Below are 25033 nucleotides of genomic sequence, written 5' to 3'. Positions count from 1 at the left end.
GGGGATTCCTTCTCGGTGGTGGGATCAATCCCGTTGTGCAGGTACCGGGTTCGGCCGTCGGCGAGCGAGTGCAGGGCGGCCTGGAACCGGCGGCGTTGACGGGGGCGGAGCCTGGCGGCGGCCTCGGCGGCGGGGAGGAAGATGGCCTCGGAGAGTTCGTCGTCGTGCGGGCGCACGGCGGCGGCGAGGGCGGGAGCGAGGACGCCGGCGTCGAAGACGAAGGCGAGTTGATCGTCCCAGGGGCCGTGCGGGGCGACCCAGTCGACGACGAGGAGGCGGTGGACGGTGATGTTCAGGCCGAGTTCCTCCCGCAGTTCCCGGACGGCTGCACGGTCGGGCGGCTCGTTGGCCTCCGCCATGCCACCGGGCAGGTCCCAGGCCGGTTTGTAGGTCGGGTTGACGGTGAGGATCCGGCCGACGTCGTCGCGCAGGATGACGTCCGCCGAGACGCGCTTGCGCGCCTGTCGCGCGTTGCCCTCGGCGAGGTGGGCGTTCCAGGCCTCGGTGTCGGTGGTGGTCGGCCTCATGATGGACCTCTCCGGGGCGACGGGATGATGTCGGCGAGCAGGAGGAGTCTGATTCTGCTCGCCCTTCGATGACTTCGCTCGGGTCTGGTTGACGCGCCACCGCTCGCTCTCCTGAAGGCTGGGCCAATAGTACGGCTACGGAGAGTGTGGTGACTCCGACTCGGAGTCATGGGATCGGAGGGGCGCCGGGGGCGGGCGTTGGGGGGCCTCGGTGGAGGTGTGCGGGAAGATCGTGCATGCGGATCTGGTGGTGGGCTGCTAGGTAAGAGAGGGGCGTGCGGGTGATGCCGATGCTCTATGTGGTGGTGTGTGCGGCCGGAGTGGCCAATGGCGTGCCGGAGTTGGTCTCCGCCGCGCAGGGGCGGGGGTGGTCCGTCGGGGTGGTGGCGACTCCGTTGGCGATGGGGTTCATCGACGTGGAAGGGCTTGAGGAGCAGGCGGGTTTCCCGATCCGGTCCGCCTGGCGGAAGCCCGGGGATCCCCGTCCGCTGCCCGACCCGGACGCGCTGGTGGTCTCGCCGGCCACCTTCAACACGATCAACAAGTGGAGCGCCGGGATCTCGGACACCCTCGCGCTGGGCATCCTCTGCGAGTCCTACGGCTGGGGCATCCCCGTCGCCGTCCAGCCCTGTCTGAGCGCGGCCCAGGCGGCGCACCCGGCGTACGGGGAGAGCCTGGAGCGGCTGCGGCGGATGGGCGTGCGGATCGCGGAGTTCACGCCCGGGTCGTACAGCTGGACCCGGGCGCTGGACCTGCTGGGGGACTGACAGGGTGGCTGGTCCGGCGGCCCGATCCTGGCAGTGTGCGGGTGTTGCCCCGTGAGCGGCCCGGAGTAGCGTCCGGGCAGGTCGGCGACGGTGTGGGAGGTTCCGGTGGCAGCGGTCAACGGCGAGGTGTCGTTCTGGTACGCGGCGGAGGGGGTTCCGCTGTCGGGCCCTGCCCTGCCGGGAGACCGGGACGTGGACGTCTGCGTCGTCGGCGGCGGGTACACCGGACTGTGGACCGCCTACTACGTGAAGAAGGCCGAACCCGCTCTGAGGGTAGCCCTGTTGGAGCGCCGATTCTGCGGCTACGGCGCCTCGGGGCGCAACGGCGGGTGGCTGTACAACGGCTTCGCCGGCCGCGGGGCCTTCGCCAGGACGTACGGCCGGGGCCGGGCGGCGGCGATGCAGCGGGTGATGGACGCAGCGGTCGGCGAGGTCGTGGAGACCGCGGCCGCGGAGGGGATCGAGGCGGACGTCGTCCGGGGCGGGGTGCTCGAAGTGGCCCGGAGCGGGCCGCAGTTGGAGCGGTTGAAGGCCTTCGTCGAAACCGAGCGGGGCTACGGAGAGGGCCGGGTGGAAGAGCTCTCCGCGAAGGAGGCCGGCGGGCGCGTCAATGCCGCGGGCGTCCTCGGCGGGGCGTGGTCCCCGTACGGGGCCCGGATCCAGCCGGCCAAGCTCGTGCGCGGCCTGGCGCGGGTGGTACGGGAGTTGGGGGTCGAGGTGTACGAGGGCACACCCGTCACCGGGATCGTCCCCGGCGGCGACGGCCGCCGTCCGCGCGCCGTGACGCCGTACGGCACCGTCACCGCCGACCGCGTGCTGCGCGCCACCGAGGGGTTCACCGCCGGGCTGCGCGGCGAGCGGCGGACCTGGCTGCCGATGAACTCGGCGATGGTGGCCACCGAGCCGCTGCCCGCGGAGTTCTGGGCGGAGGCCGGCTGGCAGGGCCGGGAGGTGCTCGGGGACTTCGCGCATGCCTACATGTACGCCCAGCGGACCGCCGACGACCGGATCGCCCTCGGCGGGCGGGGCGTGCCGTACCGCTTCGGCTCGCGGACGGACTCGGACGGCAGTACCCAGGTGGAGACGGTGCGCCAGCTGCGCCGGATCCTGAACGACTTCTTCCCCGCCGCCGCGCACGCCCGGATCGACCACGCCTGGGCCGGGGTGCTGGGCGTCCCCCGGGACTGGTGCGCGACGGTGGAGCTGGACCGGGCGAGCGGGCTCGGCTGGGCGGGCGGGTACGTCGGCAGCGGGGTGACCACCACCAACCTGGCCGGCCGCACCCTGCGCGACCTGGTGCTGGGGCGGGACACCGAACTCACCGCGCTGCCCTGGGTGGGGCACACCGTGCGGCGCTGGGAGCCGGAGCCGCTGCGCTGGCTGGGGGTGCAGGCGATGTACGCCGCGTACCACGCCGCCGACCGGCAGGAGGCGGCCGGACGGGCCACCACCTCGCCGATCGCCCGGGTCGCGGACCTGGTCTCCGGGCGAATCTGACGGGCCGTTCGGCCGAGGCGCGCGGCTGGTCCGCCGGGTGCCGCGCCGTGCGCCGTGCACCGTTGGGGCGTGCTGAGGAGAACCCTGCCGGCCCTGTGCCTCGCCCTGCTGCTCTGCGTGCCCGCGGGCCGCGCGTATGCCGCCCGTGCCGCGTCCGTTGCCCATGGCGCGTCCGTCACCCGCGCCGCGTCCGCCGCACCGGACACCGCGCAGGACGGGGAGGTGGCCGCCGTGGACCAGGCGTCCCGCCGCGTCCTCGTGCTGCGGGGGGTCGAGGAGCTGACGGGGTACCAGGGCGTCGACCGTCCGCCCGTGGTGTGGTCCTGGGCGGCCGACCGGGCGTCCGACCTCGGCGACCTGGACCCCGAGCAGAGCTGGACCGACCCGGACGAGGCGAAGGGCCGGACCCTGGAGGGCCGGCACTACCTGCTGACCACGGCCTCCGGCGGGCTCGTCGCCGTCGTCGACACCGCCACCGGCGCCAGCCGCTGGGCGGCGGACCTCGGCGGGGACGTCAATCCGCACAGCATCGAGCTGCTCCCGGACGGCAACGTCGCGGTCGCCGCGAGCGCCGGCGGGTGGGTACGGCTGTACGCCGCCTCGCAGGGCTCCCGGGCCACCGCCCATGCGACGTTCCGGCTCTCCGGCGCGCACGGGGTGCACTGGGACGAGCGGTCCGGCCTGCTCTGGGTGCTCGGCGACGGAGAGCTGACCGGGCTGCGGGTCGGCGGGGACCCGGACGCGCCCGCCCTGACGGCGGTCCGCAGCGCCCCGCTGCCCGACCAGGGCGGTCATGACCTCGCGCCCGTCCTGGGCTCGCCGGGCCGGTTCTGGGTGAGCACCCTGAACGGCCTCTGGCAGTACGACCCCGCCGCCGACGGGTTCACCGCCGTCCATCTGGCCGATCCCGCCGATCCCGCCCGTTCCGCAGATCCGGCCGAGGAGCGGGACGTCAAGAGCATCGGTGACGAGCCCGGCACCGGGCGGCTGCTCACGGTGGTCCCGGACCACTCCCCGGCCTGCGACTGGTGCACCTCGGTGATCCGCCTGCACCGCCCCGAGAGGACGTGGAAGTTGACCGGCACGCAGCTGTACAAGGCGCGCTGGTGGGGTGGCTGGTAGCAGATCCGTGACGGACAGTAGTCGATCTTGGTCGGCGGGTCGGCGATACCACCCGTTCTGCTTACCGCGTTCGGCTGATGGGGCATATTGTGTACCCCGGCAAACTACTCCAATGGAAGTCAGTTTCCCCTCAGCGTCCGAAAACCATCTGCGGACCTGCGCCGACTGGGATAGCGTCGAAGCCGTCGGGGGGCCGACACCGATCGGGTGTATTCGAACGTCAGCTACCGGGCCGTAACGGCCCGAATTGGTCCTGGAGAAAAGCATGCGGAATTCCCCGGAGGAAAGCCGGTCGGACGTCATCGACGATCTGCAGCTCGCGGTCGACTCGCTGGCGGCATTTCCGGCCCGGAATGCGGCCGGAACGGCGGACGTGACCGAGCGACTCGCGGCGGTCGCCGCACTCTGCCGGTCGGTCGACACGGTGCTCGACAGCCTGGTCGTGCAGGCCGCCGCGGAGGCGGCCGAGGAGGGCTGGACCGCGGCCCGGATGGCGGCCGAACAGTCCGGCTACTACGCCAGGTTGCAGCGGGCGCTGCTCCCCACCGTCGCCGGCGCCGGGCTGACGGAGCAGTGAGCGCCCTGCGTCCGGGCGTGCACGTGCTGTCCTGCCCCACCCGGTGGAGCGACGTCGACGAGAACGGGCACATCAACAACGCCCGGCTGGTCGGCTACGTCCAGGAGGGGATTTACGACCTGTTCCGCCACCACGCGACCGCCGTCCGGCAATCGCTGTTCCCGTCCGGATTCATTATCGCCCGGCACGAGATCGATTACCTGGAACAGTTGCACCACCGCCCCGAGCCTTTGTCGGTGCGGCTGACGGTGGAACACCTCGGGCGGAGTTCCGCGCACGTCGAGGTGAATGTCTGCCGGGAACCGCTCACGTTTATGCGGGCGCGGACCGTGGTGGTCGCACGGGACCCGGAATCCGGGCGTTCGCGCAAACTCAGCCAGAACGAGCGGCGCTTTCTGGCGGCGTTTATGTCGGTCTCGGCGGCCGGCCCGGCGCCGGACACGGCGCGTGGCGACCGCCGGGCGGGCGGCCTTCCCGCTGCCGCTGCCGCTGGTGCCGCTGCGGCGGCCCGGGCGCAGGCGTCGGTGCAGGCGCCGGTCCCGGCCTCGGAGTCGGACCCGGTGCGCTGGGCGCCGGCCCGGCTGGGTGGCGGGGTGGGCTCGCCGCGCGGTCCGCGTCGGCGGTGTCGTACCTCGGCGGGCTGAACCGCCCGCCGAACCGCCCGCTGAGCCGCCCGGCGACTGAGCCGCCCGGCGACCGTGGGCTCCCGTGCCGGTGACGGCGCGGGCCGGCGGCGTGATCGACAACGGCGTCGATCCGTCGGTCCGGCCCCTCCCGTCCGGCCCCTCCCGGACCGCTTCCGCCGCACCGCAAGGGCACGGCGTCAGGGTTCCGTTCAGGACCGCCGCCCCACCCGCAGCGGCGGGTCCGCCCGGTCCGGAGCGCAGTACGCTGAGCAGCACGGGAACCGGTACGTCCCCCGGCGGTGACGGGCTGCGACCAGCAGCCTCCCTGGACCATCGGCCGCCGACCCGGCCCGGTCCCGCCGACCGGAAGGAGGACGCGATGACCATCTCCTGGGAGGACTTCCTCGCCCGTGTCGTGGAGCGCGGCGAGTACCGGGGCGAGGCGGAGGCGGACCACGCCGTCCGGGTCGTGCTCTGCCTGCTGGGTGAGCACTTGGTGGGTTCGGAGCGCGGCGAACTCGCCGGGGCGCTGCCCGCCACGTACGCGACGCTGCTCCGGGACGCCTGGCCCGCCGCCGAGCCGCTGACCGCCGAGCGCTTCGTCGAGGCCGTGGTGGGCTGGATCGACGGCGCCACGACCGCGACCGCGCAGTGGGACATCGGGGCGGTGCTGAGCACCCTGGCCGAGCTCGTCCCGGGGGAGCTGGTCGACCGGGTGGTCGAGCAGCTGCCGGACGGCTACGACCTGCTCTTCGGCCACCCGCTGCCCGCGTGAACAACCCCGCGTGAACAACCCCGCGTGCACAACCCTGCGGGTCAGGGCGCCCAGGACGCGCCCCAGCGGCCGGTGGTGGCCCGGAACAGCTCCGCGCCCGGCCCGGTCAGCTTGACCGGCCCGGCGCCCGGGGGCAGGTACGCCGAGGCGCCCCGGGGCAGGTCGAGGCCGGGGTGTCCGGGGGCGTGCAGCCGGGCGCTGCCCGCGGTGCAGAGCAGGATCTGCGGGGTGGGCAGCTCGATCCGGACGGGGGCGGCCGACGGGTGCAGTCGGGAGAGCCGGAACTCTTCGGCAGGGGACGGGAATTCGGCCTCGACGGCGGTCAGTGGGCGGGCTTCGAGGACGGCGGGCGCGGCCGCCCGGAAGTCGGTGACGGCCAGCAGTCCGGCCACGTCGACGTGCTTGCCGGTGAGCCCGCCGCGCAGCACGTTGTCCGAGTTGGCCATCAACTCGACGCCCACGCCCCGGAGGTACGCGTGCGGCACCCCGGCGGCGAGGTAGAGCGCCTGGCCGGCGGTGAGCCGGACGTGGTTGAGCAGCAGCGCGGCGAGCAGGCCAGGGTCGCCGGGGTACTCCTCGGCGAGCCGGGCGTAGGCCGCGCAGGTGTCCGCGTGGGGGCCGCCGGAGGCGGCGGTGCGGCGCAGCGCCCCGGCCACGGTGGTGAGTTGGGGAGCGTCGGCGGCCAGTGCCCGGCGCAGCAGTGCGGGCAGTGCCTCGGCGGCGGGCCGCTCGCGCAGGGTGGCCGCCCAGGGGGCGAGCACGCCGAGGGCGTCCAGCAGCCGGGCCGTGGCGGCGGTCGGGCGGAAGCCGCAGAGGGCCTCGAAGTCACCGAGGGCGCCCAGCAGTTCGGGCTTGTGGGAGCGGTCCTTGTACACCCGCTCCGGGGCGGTGGGCGGGATGCCCCGGGCCTCTTCGGCGGCGTACCCGGCCTCGGCCTGGGCGCGGGTGGGGTGGACCTGCAGGGAGAGCGCCCGGTCGGCGGCCAGCACCTTGAACAGGAAGGGCAGTTCCGGGCCGAACCGCCGTACGGTGTCCGGCCCGAGCAGGCCGTCCGGGTCGGCGGCGATCAGTGCGTCGAGCGCCCGGCCGCCGGCCCGGGAGGGCGCGGAGGGGTGGGCGCCCATCCACAGTTCGGCCTGCGGGGTGCCGTCGGGGGCGGTGCCGGTGAGGGCGGGGATGGCGGTGGGGGAGCCCCAGGGGTAGTGGCGGACCGGGTTGTCGAGCAGGGTGTAGGGCGGCATGCCAGGGGTCTCCCGGGGCTGTCAGCGGCAGAGCGCGGCGGCGCCGATCAGCCCGGCGTCGGTGCCGAGCTCGGCGCGGCGCACGTCCAGGCCTCGGACGTAGGACAGGGCGGCGTAGCGGTCCAGGTGGCGGGCGAGCGGGGCGAACAGCACCTCCCCGGCGGTGGCGACGCCGCCGCCGACCACCACCCGGTGGAGGTCGACCAGGGCGGCGGTGGCGGCGATCCCGGCGGCCAGGGCCTGGGCGGCCCGGTCGAAGGAGGCCAGCGCGACCGGGTCGCCCGCGGCGGCGGAGGCGGCCACGGCGCGGGCGGTGGCGTCCTCGCCGGGCGGGCGCCAGCCCTCGGCGAGGGCCCGGCGGGCGATCGCGGTGCCGCTGGCGAGGCCCTCCAGGCAGCCGCGGGAGCCGCACGGGCAGGGCTCGCCGTCCAGGTCGACGGTGATGTGCCCGAGGTGGCCGGCGTTGCCGCTGGGGCCGGGGCGCACGGCGCCGTCCAGCACCAGTCCGGCGCCGACGCCGGTGGACACCACGAGGCAGAGCGCGTTGGCGGCGCCCCGGGCGGCGCCCTGCCAGTGCTCGGCGGCGGCCATCGCGACGCCGTCGCCCGCCAGGCGGACCGGGAGTCCGGCCACCGCCGGGTGCGCGGCGACCTCGGCGACCAGCGGGAAGCCCCGCCAGCCGGGGATGTTGACCGGGCTGACGGTGCCGTCGGCGAGGTCGACCGGGCCGGCGCTGCCGATGCCGACGGCCGTCACGGCGGCCCAGTCGGGGGTGCCGGCCAGCTGGTCCAGCACCTTGTGCACGACGGCGAGCACGGCCGGGCCCGGCTCCCGGGCGGGGGTGGGCAGTTGCAGCCGGTGCCGCAGCCGGCCGGTGCCGTCGACCAGGGCGCCGGCGATCTTGGTGCCGCCGACGTCGACGGCGGCGAACAGGGGGGTGAGCGGCATGGCGGGCTCCAGGAGGGGTCGGCGGCGCCCCGGCCGGGCGGGCCGGGGCGCCTTCACCGTACGTCGGTCAGCGGGCGGGGGTGAGGCGCAGCGTGACGAGTTCGAACGGGCGCAGCGCGAGGTGCACCGCGCCGTCCTCGACCGTCACCTCGCCGCGGGTGCCGTCCCAGGGCCGTTCCAGCAGGTCGCAGGGGACGGCGCCGGCCAGCGGGAAGGAGGTGCTGAGCCGGCCCCGGGCGCGGCCGCCGCCGGCCTCGTAGACCCGGACGACCAGGTCGCCGCTGCGGTCGTCGGCGAGCTTGACGGCGCTGACCACCAGGGCGTCGTGGTCCACCTCGACCAGCGGCGCGACCCGCTCGGCGGTGCCGGTGACCCGCCGCTCGGGCAGGCCGATCCGGTAGCCCTCGCGGACGGCGTCGCCGATCGCGGCGCCGGGGACCAGCGCGTGCCGGAAGCGGTGCAGCCCCTGGTCGGTCTTCGGGTCGGGGAAGCGCGGGGCGCGCAGCAGCGAGAAGCGGACCGTGGTGGTGGTGCCGCCGTCGTCGGCGCGCACGGTGCGGGTGACGTCGTGGCCGTAGGTGGAGGCGGTCACCAGCGCGACGCCCCAGCCGGGCTCGTCCAGGTGGACGAAGCGGTGGTTGCAGGCCTCGAACTTGGCGGCGTCCCAGCTGGTGTTGGTGTGGGTGGGCCGGTAGAGGTGGCCGAACTGGGTCTCGGCGGCGTACCGCTCGGTGTGGACGTCCAGCGGGAAGGCGGCCTTGAGGAACTTCTCGGTCTCGTGCCAGTCGACCTCGGTGTCGATGTCGAGCCGCTGCTCGCCCGGGTGCAGGGTGAGGGTCTGGACGACGGTGGAGGAGCCGAAGGAGCGGGCGATCCTGACCTCGGCCCGGCCGTCGGCGGCCGTGGCGGTGAGGGAGTCGACGCCGGTCAGGTCGGTGACGGTGTTGCGGTAGAACTGGTCCACGTCCCAGGCGTCCCACATGTTGGGGAAGTCGGGGTGCAGCTGGAGCAGGTTGGCCCGGCTGCCGGGGGCGACGGTCTCCCGGCCGGTGGCGAGCTCGACGGCCGAGCCGATCAGGCCGTCGGCGTCGACCACCACCTCCAGCAGGCCGTTGCGCAGCGTGAACCCGCCGCCGTCGAGCGCAGTGACGGTGGCGGCCGGGGCGTCCGTGGTGGCGACGGCCGCGCCGCCCGCCGGGACGGCCGAACGGGCGTGCGGAGCGGAGTTGAACACCAACTCCCGCCCGCCGTCGGCGGATCCGGCCAGTGCCTGCTGGGCCGCGTCGATCAGCTCCGCCAGCTCCCGGGCCAGCGCCGCGTAGGTGGCCTCGGCCTCGCGGTGCACCCAGGCGATCGAGGAGCCGGGCAGGATGTCGTGGAACTGGTGCAGCAGCACCGTCTTCCAGATCCGGTCCAACTGCTCGTACGGGTACGCGTACGGCTGCTCGGCGCCCGCGCGCAACGCGGCGGTGGAGCACCAGAGTTCGGCCTCGCGCAGCAGGTTCTCGCTGCGCCGGTTGCCCTGCTTGGTCTTCGCCTGGCTGGTCAGGGTGGCCCGGTGCAGCTCCAGGTAGAGCTCGCCGACCCAGACCGGCGGGTCGGGGTACTCGGCCTCGGCCTTGGCGAAGAACTCGGCGGGGTTCTCCCAGCGGACGGTGGCCGAGCCCTCCAAGTCCCGCATCCGGGCGGCCTTGCCGACCATCTCGCGGGTCGTCCCGCCGCCGCCGTCGCCCCAGCCGGTCGGGGCGATCGAGTGCCGGGCCACCCCCTTGTCCTTGAAGTTCCGTGCCGCGTGGGCGATCTCGCTGCCCTTCATGGAGCAGTTGTAGGTGTCCACGGGCGGGAAGTGGGTGAAGATGCGGGTCCCGTCGATGCCCTCCCAGAGGAAGGTGTGGTGCGGGAACCTGTTCACCTGGCTCCAGGAGATCTTCTGGGTCAGCAGCCACTTGGAGCCGGCGTTGCGGATGATCTGCGGCAGGCCGCCGGTGAAGCCGAAGGTGTCGGGCAGCCAGGCCTCGTGGTTCTCGACCCCGAACTCCTCCAGGAAGAACCGCTTGCCGTGCACGAACTGCCGGGCCATCGCCTCCGAGCTCGGCATGTTGGTGTCGGACTCCACCCACATGCCGCCCGCCGGGACGAACCGGCCCTCGGCGACGGCCTTGCGCACCCGGGCGTACACCTCCGGGCGGTGCTCCTTGATCCAGGCGTACTGCTGCGCCTGGGACATGGTGTAGCGGAACTCCGGCTCGTCCTCCAGCAGGGCGGTCATGTTGGCGGTGGTCCGGGCCACCTTGCGCACCGTCTCGCGCAGCGGCCACAGCCAGGCGGAGTCGATGTGGGCGTGGCCGATCGCGCTGATCCGGTGCGCGGACGGCACGGCGGGCGCGGCCAGGACGGCGGTCAGCTCCGAACGGGCCGCGGCGGCCGTGCCGTTGACGTCCTGGAGGTCGATCGCGTCCAGTGCGCGCTCGACCGCGCGCAGCACCTCCCAGCGGCGGGCGCCGTCCACCGGGAGCTCGGCCATCAGCTCGCCGAGCACCTCCAGGTCCAGCGACAGCTGCCAGACGGTGTCGTCGAAGACGGCGAGGTCCATCCGGGCGAGCTTGTACTGCGGACGGTCCCCGGCCGTCTCCTTGTCGCCCAACTCGGTCGGCAGGAAGGGGTGGTAGTCCAGGATCACCGGGTTGGCGGCGGCCTCGACGTGCAGCAGCACCTGCTCGCCGCCGGCCGCCGGGGCGGCGATCCGCACCCACTGGTTGCGCGGGTTGAGGCCCTTCACCGGGCTGCCGTCCGGGCGGTAGACCAGGCCCTCGCACTGGAAGCCGGGCATGTTGGCGTCGAAGCCGAGGTCGATCAGTGCCTCGACCGTCCGTCCGGCCCAGGCCTGCGGCACCGTGCCGGACACCGTCAGCCAACTGGTGCCCCAGGGCGCGCCCCAGGCGTCGCCGACGGCGATCGGGGTGCGCGGCGCGGCCAGGCCCTCGGCGACCGGGACGGGCTCGCCGGGGGCGGTCCAGATGCCGACCTCCAGCGGGACGGACTCCGGGTACACGGCCGGGAGGATGCGCTCCTCCAGGACGCGCTTGAGGCGGGACTCGACGAGGGTGCGGTCATCGTGCATGGCGGCAGGCTCCGTTGCGTGCGGGAGGGCAGTTGCTGGGGGAGGGTGGCTTCAAGCGGGGACGGCTTCAAGGGGGGACGGCTACAGCGGGGTACGGCTACAGAGAACCTACGTCGGCGGGGTGGACCACCTCGGTGATACCGCGCGCCGCCAGGTGCGCCGCGTCCCCGGCGCGTTCGGCGAGCACGGTGGTCGGGCGGGCGCCGGCCTCGGCGAGGCGCATGAAGGCCTCGTACACCGGGCCGCCGGGGCCGCAGTCCGCGCGGCGCGGGGAGGTGACCTCGTCACCGGTGGCGACCACCACGGCGGTGCCGCGCGGCTTGGGCGGCTGCCAGCTGCGGCGGGCGTCGGCTGCGGCCTCGGCGAGCCGGGCGCCGGCCGGTTTGACCGTCCGGTCGGTGGTCAACAGGCCGAGGCTGTACTCCAGTTCGGGGAAGTCGACGAGCGAGCGGTCCACATCGTGGGAGCACCACCAGGTGACGCCCCAGAGGTCCGGGCAGTCCAGCACGGCCTCGACGGTGGCGCCGGTGAACCGGGCCGCGTCCGCGGCGGTGATGTGCGGGGCGGGCGCGCCGACCTCCTGCAGCCAGACCGGGCGGGCCGGGTCGTCCGCCCAGGCCTTGGACAGCTCGACCAGGTACGCGGCGTGCTGGGCGGTGGCGGTGGAGTGGGCGCCGTAGCGCTGGGCGGTGCCGTTGAAGACCCAGGAGTGCACGGCGGTGGCGCCGCCGAGGCGGGCCGAGTGCCAGGGTGTGAAGGGGTGTTCGTCCAGGTACCAGGCCGCGTCGTAGGAGGCGTGCAGGTGCAGCCGCCCGGGCGCGCCGTCCTCGCAGGCGGTGAGCATCCGGCGCAGCCAGGCCTCCGCCTCGGCGGGGGTGCAGCGGTCGGGGTCGGGGTGCGGGGCGCCGGAGAACTGGTTGATCTCGTTGCCGAGCGTCATCCCGAGGAAGTTCGGGCGTTCGCGCAGGGCCCCGGCGAGGGTGCGCAGGTAGGCGGCCTGGCCGTCCAGGACCCCGGGGTCGGTGAACAGGTTGCGGCGGTGCCAGGTCTGCGTCCAGGCGGGCAGGAAGTCGAAGCTGGACAGGTGGCCCTGGAGGCCGTCCACCGCGACGTCCAGGCCGCGTTCGCCGGCCGCGTCCACGAGTGCGGTCAGCTGTTCGACGGCGCGCGGGCGGATCAGGGTGCGGTTGGGCTGGAACAGCGGCCAGAGCGGGAAGACCCGGACGTGGTCCAGGCCGAGGGCGGCGACGGAGTCGAAGTCGGCGCGCACGGCGTCCAGGTCGAAGTCGAGCCAGTGGTGGAACCAGCCCTTGCTGGGGGTGTAGTTGACGCCGAAGCGCGGGGCCTTCGGAGTGGTGGAAGCGGTGGAAGCGGCGGAATCGGTGGTCACGGGGGTCACGGGTGGGCTACCTCAACTGGGTCGGGGCGTACGGACGGTGTTCTCGTCCTCGGGGGCTCAGCCCTTGACGGCTCCCTCCTCGACGCCCTGGAAGAAGAAGCGCTGGCAGACGGCGAACACCACGACGATCGGCAGGAACGCGATCATGGTGCCGGCCGCGATCAGCCGGGGATTGGCGGAGAAGGTGCCGTTGAGGTACTGGAGCCCGACGGTCAGGGTGTACTTCTGCGGGTCGTTGAGCACGATCAGCGGCCAGAGGAAGTCGTCCCAGGCACCGATGAAGGTGAAGATGACGATCACGCTGAGCATGCCGCGCACGTTCGGCAGACCGATGTACCACAGCCGCTGCCAGACGTTGGCGCCGTCCACCAGCGCCGCCTGGTCGAGCTCGGCCGGTACGGCGGCGAAGGCGGTGCGCATCAGCAGCACGTTGAGCATCGCGATCGCCCCGGGCAGGGCCACCCCGGCCAGGCTGTCGGCCAGGCCGAGGCCGCGCACCAGCACGTACTGGGAGACGATGGTGACCTCGCCGGGCAGCACCAGGGTGGCCAGGAAGAGGCCGAGGAGCAGCCGGGCGCCGCGGAAGCGCAGTCGGGCCAGGGCGTAGCCGGCCAGAGTGCAGCCGACCACGTTGCCGGCGATGCAGACGGCCGCGACGGTCAGCGAGTTGAGGGCGTACGTCCACACCGGGATGGTGTCGGCGACCTTGCCGAAGTTGCCTAGGGTGGGCTGGTCGGGCAGGAAGCTCGGGGTGCGGGTGTAGACGTCCTCGGTGGGGCCCTTGAGGGCGGTGGACAGCTGCCAGAGGAAGGGGCCGATCACCAGCAGCAGGACGAGCAGCAGGAGCAGGTAACGGGAGGCGGTCCGGGCGCGGGAGGGGGTGTTGAAGCCGCGGGCGCCGCCCTTGGCCTCCTTGGCCCCCTTGGTCCTCCTGCCCCCCTCGGCGCTCGGGTCGGGCTTGCGGCGGGGGTCGGTGGTCGCGGTGGTCACGGGTTCAGGCCGCCTTCCGGTTCAGCCGCAGCAGGAACAGCATCGGGCCGAGGGTGACGACGAACAGCAGCAGGCTGAGCGCGGAGGCGTAGCCCAGGTGGCCGTTGAAGCCGCGGCTGTACATCTGGATCAGCATCACCACCGACATGTCGCGGCCGCCGGGGCCGCCCAGTCCGTTGGAGAGCACGTACAACTCGGAGAAGACGCGCAGCGAACTCACCGAGATGAGCGCGGAGATGAGCACCATGGTCGGGCGCACCCCCGGCAGGGTGATGTGCCAGAAGCGGCGCAGCGGGCTCGCGCCGTCCACGGCCGCCGCCTCGTGCAGCTCGTGCGGGACGTTGGCGAGGGCGGAGAGGTAGATCACCATGTAGTAGCCGAGCCCCTTCCAGACGGTCAGGGCGATCGCGCTGAACAGCAGCAGCCAGCGGTCGGTGAGGAAGGGGACCGGGGAGTCGGCCAGGCCGCCCTCCTGGAGCAGGCCGTTGACCAGGCCCCGGTCGTCCAGCACCCAGCCCCAGATCAGTGCCACCACGACGGCGGAGGCGATCACCGGGGTGTAGAAGGCGGTGCGGAAGAAGGTGATGCCGGGGATCCGGCGCTGCACCAGCAGGGCGAGCAGCAGCGGCAGGACGGTCAGCAGGGGGAGGCAGACCAGCATGAACACGATGCTGTTGAGCAGGGCGTCGGCGAGCTGGGCGTCGTCCAGCAGCCGGCCGTAGTTCTCCAGGCCGGTGAACCGGCCGCCGCCGATGGGCTTGGCGTTGGTGAAGGAGAGGATCACCGTGTTGACGGCCGGCCAGAGGTTGAAGACGGCCAGCCAGAGTATCGCGGGGCCGGCGAGCAGCCAGGGAGTGAACCAGCGCCGGTGGGTCATGCGGATGCCTTCCTGGGGCTGGGCCTTCCGGGGCCCGGGGTGGTACAGGCCCCGGGGGTGTGCGAGGCCCGGGGCGGCGGGTGTGGGGGAGGACCCGCCGCTTCGCCGGTAGGGGGTACGGGACTGCGGTTCGTCGGGACGTCGGGACGGTGAGGCCGCGGCTGCGGGGGATCAGCCCTTGAGCAGCTTGTTGCACTGCTCCACGGCGGTGTCCAGGGCCTGCTGGGAGCTGCTCTGGCCGCTGATGGCGAGGGCGAACTGCTGCTTGACGACGGTGCCCATCGCGTCGTCCACCTCGACCGGCTGGATCAGCTCGGCCTTGGCGAGCGAGGTGAAGGCGATCACCTTGGCGTCGCCCGCGTTGGTGCCGTCGCTCTTGCTGAAGAACGGGTCGCTCGCGGAGGCCTTGGTGGACGGGAAGACGCTGGTCAGGTGGGCGAAGGCGGCCTGGTTCTCCGGGCTGGTGACCCAGCGGGCCAGGGCGACCGCGGCGGCCGGGTTCTTGGTGTTCTTCGGGATGGACAGGCCCTGGACGTACAGCGGCGGGGTGCCCATCGCGGGGGACGGGACGACCTTCGGCGCCAGGGTGGGGTTGTCGGTGGCGAGGCTGGTGATGAAGTTGCCGCCGCCGGTGGTCCAGGCCGCGGTCCCGGCGCTGAACAGCTTGGAGTTGCCGGCGTAGGTGTCGGTGAGCACCCCGTTCGGCATCAGGCCCTCCTTGAAGGCGTCGCGGTACTTGTCGAGCAGTGCAGCGGCCTCCGGGGTGTTGAAGGTGAAGGACTTGCCGTCGTCGGCCATGATCTTGACGCCGATGTTGTAGAGGTCGCCGAGGCCGGGCTTGCGGCTCATCAGGTAGGCCTGGCCGCCGGACTTCTCCTTCATCACCCGGGCCTGGGCGATCAGCTCGTCCAGGGTGGTCGGGGGCTTCTTCGGGTCCAGCCCGTCCTTCGTCAGGAGGTCGGAACTCCAGTAGTTCACATCGGTGTTGAGGTACCAGGGGTAGCCGAAGGTGCCCTGGTAGCCGCGGTAGCGGTAGGCGCTCACGCCGCCGGCCACGTACTCGTCCGCGAGCTTCGGGTCGGCCTTGGCGACGTCCAGCAGGACGTCCTTCTTGGCCAGCGGGAAGGCGAAGTCCGGCGGGAGGTTGACCACGTCGGGCAGGGTGCCGGAGGCGGCCTGGCTGAGCACCTTGTCGGAGTAGCCCTCGCCGGGCTGGTCCAGCCAGTCGACCTCGACGCCGGGGTACTTCTTCTTGAAGCCGTCGATCACGCCCTGCATGTAGTCGGTGAACTTCGGCTTGAGCGCCCAGGTCTGGATCGAGACCTTGCCCTTGACCTCACCGGTGGCGGCCGCACTCGCCACGTTGTCGCTGCTCTTGGTGTCTCCGGAGCCGAGTCCGCAGCCGGTGAGGGCCGCCGCGGTGAGGGCCGTGGTGGTCAGTGCCGCCCAGATTCTTCGCATGAGGGTCTCCCGGTGGTCCTGGGGTTCTGGGATGGGTGGTGGTGTGTCAGAACCTGCTTAACTAAACCGGTCTAGCTCTGGCAGGGACTATGCTCCCGCCTAAACTTGACTGTCAAGAGAGGAGTCGGATCCTGTGGGCAGACCGACGATCGCCGACATCGCGCGCCAGGCCGGCGTCTCCAAGGGCGCGGTCTCCTTCGCGCTCAACGGCCGCCCCGGTGTCAGCGAGGCGACCAGGGACCGGATCCTGCGGGTCGCCGAGGAGATGAACTGGCGCCCGCACAGCGCCGCCCGCGCCCTCGGCGGCGCCCGCTCCGACGCCGTCGGCCTGGTGATCGCCCGCCCGGCCCGCACCATCGGCGTCGAGCCGTTCTTCAGCCAACTGCTCTCCGGCCTCCAGGCCGTGCTCTCGGCCAGCTCGGTCGCCCTGCACCTGATGGTGGTCGAGGACACCGCCGCCGAGATCGGGGTCTACCGGCGCTGGGCCTCCGAGCACCGGGTGGACGGGTTCATCGTGGTGGACCTCCAGGTCAAGGACCCGCGGCTGCCCGTCCTGGACGAACTCGGGCTGCCCGCCGTCGTCCTGGGCGGGCCCGGCAAGGGCGGCAACCAGCTGCGGATCTGGGCCGACGACCGGGAGGCGATGCTCTCCATCGTCGACTACCTGGCCGCCATCGGGCACCGCCGGATCGCCCACCTCGCCGGGCTGCCGCACTTCCAGCACACCCAGCGCCGGATCCGCGCGCTGCGCGACGCCTCGCGCCGGCTCGGACTGGAGGAGGCGCTGTCGGTGCCCACCGACTTCAGCGACGCCGAGGGCGCGGCGGCCACCCGCACCCTGCTCTCCCGGCCCGGGCGGCCCACCGCGATCGTCTACGACAGCGACGTGATGGCCGTCGCCGGGCTGGGCGTGGCGGGGGAGATGGGCGTCTCGGTGCCCGGGGAGCTGTCCATCGTCTCCTTCGACGACTCGGTGCTCGCCCGGATCGTCCACCCGCCGCTGACCGCGCTCAGCCGGGACACCTTCGCGCTCGGCGAGCAGGTCGCGCGCAGCCTGCTGGAGGCCCTGGACGGCGCCGGGCCCGACCGCGACCTCCAGATGCCGACGCCCCGGCTGACGGTGCGGGAGTCCACCTCCCCGCCGGGCAGCGGTTCCTGACTCCCTCGGTGCCGGGCCCTGACTCCTCCGGGCGCCGGGCCCTGACTCCTCCGGGTGCCGGTTCCTGACTCCGTCGGGTGGTTGTTGTCCGGGTCGTTGACACCCGTTCTGAACCGGTTTAGCCTCGCTGCGCCGAGAGGGTCCGCTCCTGCTGCCCGTTCCTGTGGCCTCCGGCTCCCCTCGGTTCAGCACCGGCACGCCCGCATGCGGCCGGCCCCCGTCCGCGACGGCGGGCCCGCCCCCACCCCTCCGCCCGATCGGAGCCCCCGCATGTCACGACGCCTACCCCTGCTGCTCAGCGCAGTCCTCGCGACGGCCGCACTCACCGCCACGCCCTCCGCCTGGGCCGCACCCGTGACGGCCGCCGCGCCGCCGCCCACGGCTGCCGCGCCGCTGCCCACGGCACCCGCCGGCCCGGGCAGCCAGCCGTACGCCTCCTACTGGTACCCCAGCACGATCCTCAGCTGGGATCCGGCCACCGACCCGGATGCCCGGTTCAACCGCTCCCGCGTCCCGCTCCAGCCCCGCACCAGCGACCCTGCCCTGGCCGCCAACCCCAACGCCCGCGCCGGCGAAGGGAAGATCGCCTCACTGGTCTCCTTCGGCCCCACCTCCAACAACCCCTCCCAGGGCTCCGCCGACCCCAACTACTACGCCTTCGGCTACTGGCAGTACGTCGACAAGCTGGTGTTCTGGGGCGGCTCGGCCGGGGAAGGCCTGATCCTCGCGCCCAACCCGACGGTGATCGACGCCGCCCACCGCAACGGCGTCAAGGTCTACGGCACCGTCTTCTTCCCGCCCGCCGCGTACGGCGGCCAGCTCCAGTGGGTGCGCGACTTCGTCCAGAAGTCCGGCAACCGCTACCCCGTCGCCGACAAGCTCGCCCAGGCCGCCCAGTACTACGGCTTCGACGGCTGGTTCATCAACCAGGAGACCGGCGGCGGGGATTCGGGCCTGGCCGGCGAGGTGCGCAACCTGATGCAGTACACCAAGGCGCAGAGCGGTACCGACTTCATGTGGTACGACGCGATGACCACCTCCGGTGCGGTCGACTGGCAGAACGCCCTCACCTCCGCCAACTCACCCTTCCTGCAAGACGGTTCGAAGAGAACCTCGGACTCGATGTTCCTCAACTTCGGCTGGAGCCAGGACGGCCTGGAATCCTCCCGCACCCTGGCCCGGCAACTCGGCCGCAGCGAGTACGAGTTGTACTCGGGCATCGACACCGAGGCGAACGGCTACAACACCTCCGTCGACTGGAACACCCTCTTCCCGTCCGGGCAGCCGCACACCACCTCGCTCGGCCTCTACCGCCCCGAGTGGACCTGGAAGTCCGCCACCGACCGGGCCGACTTCTACGCCAAGGACGCCCGCTACTGGGTCGGCGCCAACAACGACCCGTCCAAGGTCGACCTCTCGTCCGGATGGCCCGGCCTGGCGGGCTACGTCGCCGAGTCCTCGCCGATCACCGCCAAGCCCTTCGTCACCAACTTCGACACCGGCCAGGGCGACTTCTACAACGCGGCCGGCACCCGGGTCGCCACCGGAGGGTGGAACAACCTCTCGCTGCAGGACGTCCCGCCGACCTACCGCTGGGTGGTCGACTCCACCGGCAGCAGGCTCAGCCCGTCCGTCGACTTCACCGACGCCTACCAGGGCGGCTCCTCGCTGCGGCTGACCGGCACCCTGGACGCCACCAACACCGTCCGGCTCTACCAGACCCGGCTGCCGGTCGCCGCGAACACCAAGCTCGACCTGGTGGTCAAGACCCCGGCCGCCGGCCCGACCAAGCTCAAGGCCGCCGTCTCCTTCACCGACGCCCCGGGCAGCTTCACCACCGTGGACGTCGGGAGCAACACCGGGACGGGCTGGGAGCGGCACACCCTCGACCTCTCCCGGTACGCCGGCCGCACCATCGCCCAGCTCGCCCTCCAGGTCACCGGCAACGACCCGGCCTACGACCTGCGGGTCGGCCAAGTCGCCCTCTACGACGGCACGGTGGAGAGCCCGGCCGCGCCGAGCGGGCTGACCGTGCTCGGCGCGAGCGACGTGACGGCCGGCGCGAGCCAGTCGCTGCGACTGTCCTGGACGGCGGCCCCCGGCGGCAACGTCCACCACTACGAGGTGTACCGGCGCAACCCGGACGGCAGCCGGACCTTCCTGGGGGCCACCCCCAACGATGCCTACTACGTCGGGCGGTTGGACCGGGCCGGCACCGAGGCCGCCACCACGCTGGACGTGGAGGCGGTGTCCACCACCTACGGGCACTCGGCCGTCGCCTCGACCACCGTGGGCTGGAACGCCACCCCGCCGACCGGCTCGACCGACCTCGCGCTCAACCGCCCCGCCACCGCCTCCGGCCAGTGCAACGCCAACGAGGGCCCGGCCAAAGCCGTCAACGGCAGCGTCAACGGCGGCACGAGTGACAAGTGGTGCACGCTGACGGCCGCCAAGTGGCTGGAGGTGGACCTCGGTTCGGGGAAGAAGCTGAACAGGTTCGTGGTCCGGCACGCCCAGGCGGGCGGGGAGAGCGCCGCGTACAACACCCGGGACTTCTCCCTCCAGACCCGCGTGAAGAGCACCGACCCGTGGACGACCGTCGCCACCGTGACCGGCAACACCGCGGGCACCACCACCCATCCGGTGGACACCACCGCCCGCTACGTCCGGCTGGTCGTCACCAAGCCCACCCAGAACGGCGATCCGGCCGCCCGGATCTACGAGTTCGAGGCCTGGGGCCAGTAGGCGTCCGCACCGCATCTCCGTACCGGGTAGGCCTCCGTCACCGCGTAGGCCTCCGTACCGAAAGGACCACCCCCCGTGCCGGTCACCACCATCACCGCCGTCGAGAGCACCGACCTGTTCGTCGGCCCCGAGGACGCCCCGCGCCAGATCCTGCGGGTGACGGTCGAGGGGCCGGCCGCCCCGATCACCGTCAGCGGGACGGGCGTCCGCGGCGAGGCGACCGGCACGGGGCTGGTCGACGTCCCCCTGGAGATCACCGGAGCGTCCGTCGGCGCGCAACTTCCCGTCACCGTAAGGGCCGAGGGCAGCGAGGCGGCCGGTGTCGTGGAGGTCGCCGAGCCCGGCTGGACGATGTTCCTGGTCTCCCACTTCCACTACGACCCGGTCTGGTGGAACACCCAGGCCGCCTACACCTCGCCGTGGGAACTGCTCGGCGCCGACGCCACCACCCGGCCGCTCTGGGAGCGCAACGGCTTCGCCCTCGTCGACGCCCACCTCGACCTGGCCCTGCGGGACCCGGTGTACAAGTTCGTGCTGGCCGAGGTCGACTACCTGAAACCGTACTTCGACCAGCACCCGGAGCGGCGCGCGGTGCTCCGCACGCTGCTGGAGCGTGGGCAGGTCGAGCTCGTCGGCGGCACCTACAACGAGCCCAACACCAACCTCACCGGCGCCGAGACGACCATCCGCAACATCGTCCACGGCATCGGCTACCAGCGCGACATCCTCGGCGGCGACCCGCAGACCGCCTGGCAGCTCGACGTGTTCGGCCACGACCCGCAGTTCCCCGGCCACCTCGCCGCGGCCGGCCTCACCGGCAGCGCGTGGGCCCGCGGGCCGTTCCACCAGTGGGGCCCGATCCAGAAGAACTTCCGCCAGGGCAAGGACGACGCCCGGGTGATGCAGTTCCCCAGCGAGTTCGAGTGGATCGCGCCCGGCGGGGAGGGCGTGCTCACCCACTACATGCCGCACCACTACTCGGCCGGCTGGTGGATGGACTCCTCGCCCGACCTCCCCGCCGCCGAACAAGCGGTGTACGAGCTGTACCGCAAGCTCAAGCCGGTCGGCGCGACCAGGAACCTGCTGCTGCCGGTCGGCACGGACTACACCCCGCCGAACAAGTGGGTCACCGCGATCCACCGCTCCTGGCCCGAGAAGTACCTGTGGCCGCGCTTCGTCTGCGCCACCCCCCGCGACTTCCTGGACGCCGTCCGGGCCGAACTCGCCGCCACCGGGCGCCGGCCCAGCCCGCAGACCCGCGACATGAACCCGGTGTACACCGGCAAGGACGTCTCCTACATCGACACCAAGCAGGCCCAGCGGGCGGGCGAGGTCGCGGCGGTGGACGCGGAGAAGCTCGCCGCGCTGGCCGTCGTCAACGGGCTCGGCGCCTACCCGGCCGCCGCGCTCGACAAGGTGTGGCGCCAACTCGCCTACGGGGCCCACCACGACGCGATCACCGGCTCGGAGTCGGACCAGGTGTACCTGGACCTGCTGGGCGGCTGGCGGGAGGCGTACGACCTGGCCTCGGCGGTCCGGGACGCGGCGCTGGACGCGCTGACGGCGCGGATCTCCACGGTGGGCATCTCCACGGTGGGCGTCGGCTCGGCGGGCACCTCCACGGCGGGCGTCGGCTCGGCTCTGGTGGTGACCAACACGCTGTCCTTCGACCGGACGGATCTGGTCTCGGTCGAACTCCCGTCCGGTGAAAGGTCGGTGCGGGTCGTGGACGAAACCGGCGCGGCCGTGCCGAGCGCCGTGGACCGGGGCGTGCTGCGGTTCCTGGCCGCCGACGTGCCCGCGCTCGGCTGGCGCACCTGGCGGTTGCTGCCCGGGGAGCCCTCGGCCCCGGCGTGGGCCGAGGCCGAGGGCGTGGTGATCGCCAACGAGCGGTACCGGGTGACGGCCGACCCGGCGCGCGGCGGCGGGCTCGGATCGGTGTACGACCTGCTGCACGAGCGGGAGTTGATCCAGGAGGGTCGGATCGGCAACGAACTGCGGGTGTACGAGGAGTACCCGCAGCACCCCGACTTCGGCGAGGGCCCGTGGCACCTGGTGCCGAGCGGGCCGGTGGTCGGCTCCGGGGACGGCGCCGGTTCCGTGCGCCGCGAGACCGGGCCGCTCGGCGAGCGGCTGGTGATCGCGGGGACGGTCGACGGCCTGCGCTACGAGCAGACGGTCACGCTGTGGCGCGGGCTGGACCGGGTCGACTGCCGCACCAGGGCGGTCGACTACTCCGGCGCCGACCGGCTGCTGCGACTGCGCTACCCGGTGGACGTCCCCGGCGGGCTGCCGGTCAGCGAGGTCGCCGGCGCGGTCGTCGGGCGCGGCTTCGCGATGCCGGACGTGGACTCGGCGGAGGCGCCGTGGACGCTGGACAACCCGGCCAACACCTGGTTCGGGCTGGGCGCCACCGCGCGGGCGGAGCTCACCTCGGCCTCCGGCGAGGTCATCGGCTCGCGCGCGCTCGGCGTCGCCGAGGTGGTCGTCCCGACCCTGGACGACGCCGCCGACGCCCGTCCGCTGCTGGTCGCGCTGGCCCGGGTCGGCGTCACCGCCACCACCTCGGGGGCGGACTGGGCGCGGTACGGCTGGCTGGACGTCGACTCCAACCTGCCGGACTTCCGGATCGTCGTCGGCGGCCCGGAAGTCAACGACGCGGCAAAGGAGTTGATCGACCGGACGGGCGAGGAGTACGCGGCCGCGCTCAAGGCGCACGGCGCGGTGTGGGTGCCCGCGCTGACACCGCTGGCCGAGGTGTGGCGGCCCGACGCGGACCTGCGGGACCTGCGCTCCCTGCCCGCCCTGGTGGTCGCCGATGTGCCGGCCCTGGTGGACGACCTCGCCGACGCCCGGATCACCGCCGTCTGCCCGATGACGGTGTCGGAGCCGGTGTCGGAGTCGGTGTCGGTGTCGGTGTCGGTGCCGGTGTCGGTGCCTGTGCCGGAGTCGGAGGAACTCGCCGACCACACCGTGGCCTTGCTCAGCTTCGGCCTGCCAGGCTTCGCGGTGGACGCCACCGGCGCGCTGCACCTGTCGCTGATGCGCTCCTGCACCGGCTGGCCGTCCGGGGTGTGGATCGACCCGCCCCGGCGCACCCTGCCCGACGGCGCCGCCTTCCAACTCCAGCACTGGACCCACGAGTTCGGCTATGCCCTGGTCGGCGGTGACGGTGACTGGCGGGCGCAGGCACTGCCCGCGCGGGGGCAGGAGTTCAACCACCCGCTGTACGCGCGGATCCTGGCCGCGCCGCAGGACGGCCCGCTGCCCGCCACGCTGTCCTGGCTGCGGGTCGAACCGCAGCGCGAGGTGCTGCTCGGCGCACTCAAGCCGGCCGGGAACCCGATCGCCCACGGCTCGGCGGCGCCCGTCGGACCCGAGCTGACCGTGCGGCTGGTCGAATCCACCGGCCTCGGCCGGACGGCGGCACTCGGCGGTGCGCTCGGGCTGACCGACCTGCGGGCGGCCGACCTGCTGGAGCGCCCCCTCGGCCCGGCCGAGCTGGACCTGCCCGGCTCGTCGATCACCACCCTGCTCGCCGCGCCCGGCGTCTCGGCCCGGCCCGGGGGCACGGCCGGGGGTACGGTACTCGGCCCGGTCGCCGAACCCGCCCAGCCCGTCCATGCCCGCTACTGGCTGCACAACCGGGGCCCGGCGCCGCTCGGCTACCTGCCGGTGTCGGTCGGCGCCTCGCCCGGGCTGCTGCGGACGGCGGGGGAGCCGGTGACGCTCTCGGTCGCCCTCTCCTCCCAGCTGCGGGACGCCGCCGTCGAGGGCACGGCCGTCGTGCTGCCGCCGGAGGGCTGGGCGACCAGCCTCGGCAGCCGCCCGTACCGGCTCGCCCCCGACGGCCACCTGCGCTTCCCGGTCACCCTCACCCCGCCGGCCGACGCCCGGCCCGGGCTGCACTTCGCCGCCGTCCGGATCGAGCACGACGGACAGGCGGTCGAGGACGTGGTCACCATCGCCGTCGGCGACCTCCCCGCGCTGCTGCCGGTCCCCGGCGAGGCCCCGGAGGACTGGACGGCCGCCCAGGGCACCAAGGCGACGACCGGCCGCGACACCGGGCTGTCCGTGGACGTCTGTGCCGAGACCCTGCGGGTGGCGCCCGGCGGCCGGGCCACCCTCGGGCTCACCCTCACCAATCGCACCAGCGGCGAGATCCGCGGCGAGCTGCAACTGGTCTCCCCGTGGGGGACGTGGGAGGCCGTCGCCGACCCGGTGCGCGGCTTCGCCGTCCCCGCCGACTCGGCCCTCACCGTCGACTTCGCCGTCACCGCCCCCGAGTCCCTCGACCCCGGCGCGTACTGGGCCCTCGCCAAGGTCATGTGGTTCGGCCGCTGCCAGTACGCCCCCACCGTCGCCCTGGTGGTGGAGGCATGACCCTCGGCCTGCTCGACGGACGCCCCCTCCCGCGCACCGCCCTCGACGCCCGCCTCGCCGCCCTGCGCGGCGGCCCGCGATCCACCGCCCTCCCCCTGCCCGGCAGTTCGGAGGACCGCCAGCTCACCCGGTGGGTCGCCCAGGTGCTGCTGACCGAGGCCCTCTGCGAGACGGTCGCCGCCGAACGCGGCCTCCCGGTCGTCGCCCCCGGCCCGTCCCGCCTCGACCAACAGGCCGCCGTCGAACTCGGCTCCATCACGGCGGCCGCCTACGAGGGCAGCGCGGCCGTCCGTGCCGTCTACGCATCCGTGACCGCCGGCATCGAGCCGTCCGCCGCCGACGTCGCCCACTACCGCGCCGTGACCGCCCGCCCACCGACCACCCGCTGGCACCTCGCCCTCCCCGACGGCGGCTTCGAAGCCGACCCCGACACCCTCCCGGAGGCCCTCGCCGAGGCGCTTCGGGAGGCCCCACCGGGTGAGTGGGTCACCGTCGGCCCCTGGACGGCGATGCTCCTCGCCACCCTGGCCGTCCCCCGGAACCCCGACCCCACCCCGGCCCTCCGGGAGGCCGCGCGAAGGGCGGAGTTCGTCCGCTGGCTGGACCACGAGCGGGCCCAACGCCTCACCCTGGTCGAAGGATTGGAACACCCCGGCGACCCGGCCCAACCCGACAACCACCACCGCCACTGAGCGGCCCCGGCGTGCCCGCCACGCTCGCCCCGAGCACCCCGGGCCCGCCCGCGGCGGGGAGTTTTTGGCGTGGCTGAAATGCGGGTGTTTCAGGCTTTAGGCGGAGGTGTGCGCGGTGGGTGTTTT

The 25033-nt window shown here is 73.4% G+C and carries 17 protein-coding genes and 1 pseudogene; 10 read left to right on the top strand and 8 right to left on the bottom strand.

Going from position 1 to position 25033, the window contains the following annotated elements; genetic code table 11:
• Window positions 1-29: 29 nt before the first annotated feature.
• Window positions 30-527, bottom strand: a pseudogene (locus ACFXPX_RS10490) (NUDIX domain-containing protein); the annotation flags it as partial.
• A gap of 284 nt (window positions 528-811) precedes the next feature.
• Here ACFXPX_RS10490 and ACFXPX_RS10485 point away from each other — a divergent pair.
• The 6 genes from ACFXPX_RS10485 (at window position 812) to ACFXPX_RS10460 (ending at window position 5891) form a co-directional block, all read left to right on the top strand.
• Window positions 812-1294, top strand: a complete 483-nt coding sequence (locus ACFXPX_RS10485; protein WP_380640536.1) for a flavoprotein — start codon at window positions 812-814, stop codon at window positions 1292-1294.
• A 105-nt stretch (window positions 1295-1399) separates the two neighbouring features.
• The gene (locus ACFXPX_RS10480) at window positions 1400-2791 is read left to right on the top strand and encodes an NAD(P)/FAD-dependent oxidoreductase (protein ID WP_380640534.1); all 1392 of its coding nucleotides are present in this window, start codon (window positions 1400-1402) and stop codon (window positions 2789-2791) included.
• Window positions 2792-2860: 69 nt separating this feature from the next.
• The gene (locus ACFXPX_RS10475) at window positions 2861-3913 is read left to right on the top strand and encodes a DUF6528 family protein (protein ID WP_380640532.1); all 1053 of its coding nucleotides are present in this window, start codon (window positions 2861-2863) and stop codon (window positions 3911-3913) included.
• Window positions 3914-4286: 373 nt separating this feature from the next.
• Entirely contained in the window at window positions 4287-4490 is a 204-nt protein-coding gene (locus ACFXPX_RS10470; RefSeq protein WP_380640530.1) for a hypothetical protein, read from the top strand.
• On the top strand, window positions 4487-5134 hold the full coding sequence (locus ACFXPX_RS10465; RefSeq protein WP_380589047.1) for an acyl-CoA thioesterase: 648 nt from the start codon (window positions 4487-4489) through the stop codon (window positions 5132-5134). Before ACFXPX_RS10470 ends, ACFXPX_RS10465 begins: the two co-directional genes overlap by 4 nt.
• A 361-nt stretch (window positions 5135-5495) precedes the next feature.
• Window positions 5496-5891, top strand: a complete 396-nt coding sequence (locus ACFXPX_RS10460; protein WP_380640528.1) for a DUF2267 domain-containing protein — start codon at window positions 5496-5498, stop codon at window positions 5889-5891.
• A 41-nt stretch (window positions 5892-5932) separates the two neighbouring features.
• Here ACFXPX_RS10460 and manA read toward each other — a convergent pair whose 3' ends face one another.
• From manA to ACFXPX_RS10425, 7 genes are all read right to left on the bottom strand, one after another.
• Window positions 5933-7132 carry a mannose-6-phosphate isomerase, class I gene (gene manA / locus ACFXPX_RS10455; protein ID WP_380640526.1) on the bottom strand — a complete coding sequence of 400 codons (1200 nt, stop codon included), beginning with the start codon at window positions 7130-7132 and terminating at the stop codon, window positions 5933-5935.
• Between the two features lie 21 nt (window positions 7133-7153).
• Window positions 7154-8080: an ROK family protein gene (locus ACFXPX_RS10450; RefSeq protein ID WP_380640524.1), complete on the bottom strand. Its 927-nt coding sequence runs from the start codon at window positions 8078-8080 to the stop codon at window positions 7154-7156.
• Window positions 8081-8147: 67 nt separating this feature from the next.
• A complete protein-coding gene (locus ACFXPX_RS10445; RefSeq protein ID WP_380640522.1) occupies window positions 8148-11201 on the bottom strand; it encodes an alpha-mannosidase in 3054 nt (1017 codons plus the stop codon).
• A gap of 97 nt (window positions 11202-11298) precedes the next feature.
• Complete coding sequence (locus ACFXPX_RS10440; protein ID WP_380640520.1) at window positions 11299-12591, bottom strand: glycosyl hydrolase; 1293 nt, start codon at window positions 12589-12591, stop codon at window positions 11299-11301.
• A 66-nt stretch (window positions 12592-12657) separates the two neighbouring features.
• Entirely contained in the window at window positions 12658-13590 is a 933-nt protein-coding gene (locus tag ACFXPX_RS10435; protein WP_380525388.1) for a carbohydrate ABC transporter permease, read from the bottom strand.
• Between the two features lie 4 nt (window positions 13591-13594).
• On the bottom strand, window positions 13595-14467 hold the full coding sequence (locus ACFXPX_RS10430) for a carbohydrate ABC transporter permease (RefSeq protein WP_375894380.1): 873 nt from the start codon (window positions 14465-14467) through the stop codon (window positions 13595-13597).
• Between the two features lie 171 nt (window positions 14468-14638).
• The gene (locus ACFXPX_RS10425) at window positions 14639-15928 is read right to left on the bottom strand and encodes an ABC transporter substrate-binding protein (RefSeq protein WP_380525387.1); all 1290 of its coding nucleotides are present in this window, start codon (window positions 15926-15928) and stop codon (window positions 14639-14641) included.
• A 133-nt stretch (window positions 15929-16061) separates the two neighbouring features.
• On the opposite strand from ACFXPX_RS10425, the gene ACFXPX_RS10420 reads away from it, so the two are divergent.
• The 4 genes from ACFXPX_RS10420 (at window position 16062) to ACFXPX_RS10405 (ending at window position 24907) form a co-directional block, all read left to right on the top strand.
• Window positions 16062-17087: a LacI family DNA-binding transcriptional regulator gene (locus ACFXPX_RS10420; RefSeq protein ID WP_375894386.1), complete on the top strand. Its 1026-nt coding sequence runs from the start codon at window positions 16062-16064 to the stop codon at window positions 17085-17087.
• 270 nt (window positions 17088-17357) lie between these two features.
• Window positions 17358-19832 carry a discoidin domain-containing protein gene (locus ACFXPX_RS10415; protein ID WP_380640518.1) on the top strand — a complete coding sequence of 825 codons (2475 nt, stop codon included), beginning with the start codon at window positions 17358-17360 and terminating at the stop codon, window positions 19830-19832.
• Between the two features lie 75 nt (window positions 19833-19907).
• Complete coding sequence (locus tag ACFXPX_RS10410) at window positions 19908-24215, top strand: NEW3 domain-containing protein (RefSeq protein ID WP_380640516.1); 4308 nt, start codon at window positions 19908-19910, stop codon at window positions 24213-24215.
• Window positions 24212-24907, top strand: a complete 696-nt coding sequence (locus ACFXPX_RS10405) for a hypothetical protein (protein WP_380525384.1) — start codon at window positions 24212-24214, stop codon at window positions 24905-24907. The genes ACFXPX_RS10410 and ACFXPX_RS10405 overlap by 4 nt, the downstream gene beginning before the upstream one ends.
• Window positions 24908-25033: the final 126 nt, after the last annotated feature.

The organism is Kitasatospora sp. NPDC059146, assembly GCF_042786665.1.
In the GTDB taxonomy this organism is placed as follows: domain Bacteria; phylum Actinomycetota; class Actinomycetes; order Streptomycetales; family Streptomycetaceae; genus Kitasatospora.
This window is presented reverse-complemented; position numbering and strand designations above follow the sequence as displayed.

Coding starts and splice junctions, on each gene's coding strand:
- manA (WP_380640526.1), bottom strand. CDS start 7,132: ATGCCGCCCTACACCCTGCTCGACAACCCGGTCCGCCACTACCCCTGG.
- ACFXPX_RS10445 (WP_380640522.1), bottom strand. CDS start 11,201: ATGCACGATGACCGCACCCTCGTCGAGTCCCGCCTCAAGCGCGTCCTG.
- ACFXPX_RS10485 (WP_380640536.1), top strand. CDS start 812: ATGCCGATGCTCTATGTGGTGGTGTGTGCGGCCGGAGTGGCCAATGGC.
- ACFXPX_RS10415 (WP_380640518.1), top strand. CDS start 17,358: ATGTCACGACGCCTACCCCTGCTGCTCAGCGCAGTCCTCGCGACGGCC.
- ACFXPX_RS10425 (WP_380525387.1), bottom strand. CDS start 15,928: ATGCGAAGAATCTGGGCGGCACTGACCACCACGGCCCTCACCGCGGCG.
- ACFXPX_RS10430 (WP_375894380.1), bottom strand. CDS start 14,467: ATGACCCACCGGCGCTGGTTCACTCCCTGGCTGCTCGCCGGCCCCGCG.
- ACFXPX_RS10460 (WP_380640528.1), top strand. CDS start 5,496: ATGACCATCTCCTGGGAGGACTTCCTCGCCCGTGTCGTGGAGCGCGGC.
- ACFXPX_RS10405 (WP_380525384.1), top strand. CDS start 24,212: ATGACCCTCGGCCTGCTCGACGGACGCCCCCTCCCGCGCACCGCCCTC.
- ACFXPX_RS10450 (WP_380640524.1), bottom strand. CDS start 8,080: ATGCCGCTCACCCCCCTGTTCGCCGCCGTCGACGTCGGCGGCACCAAG.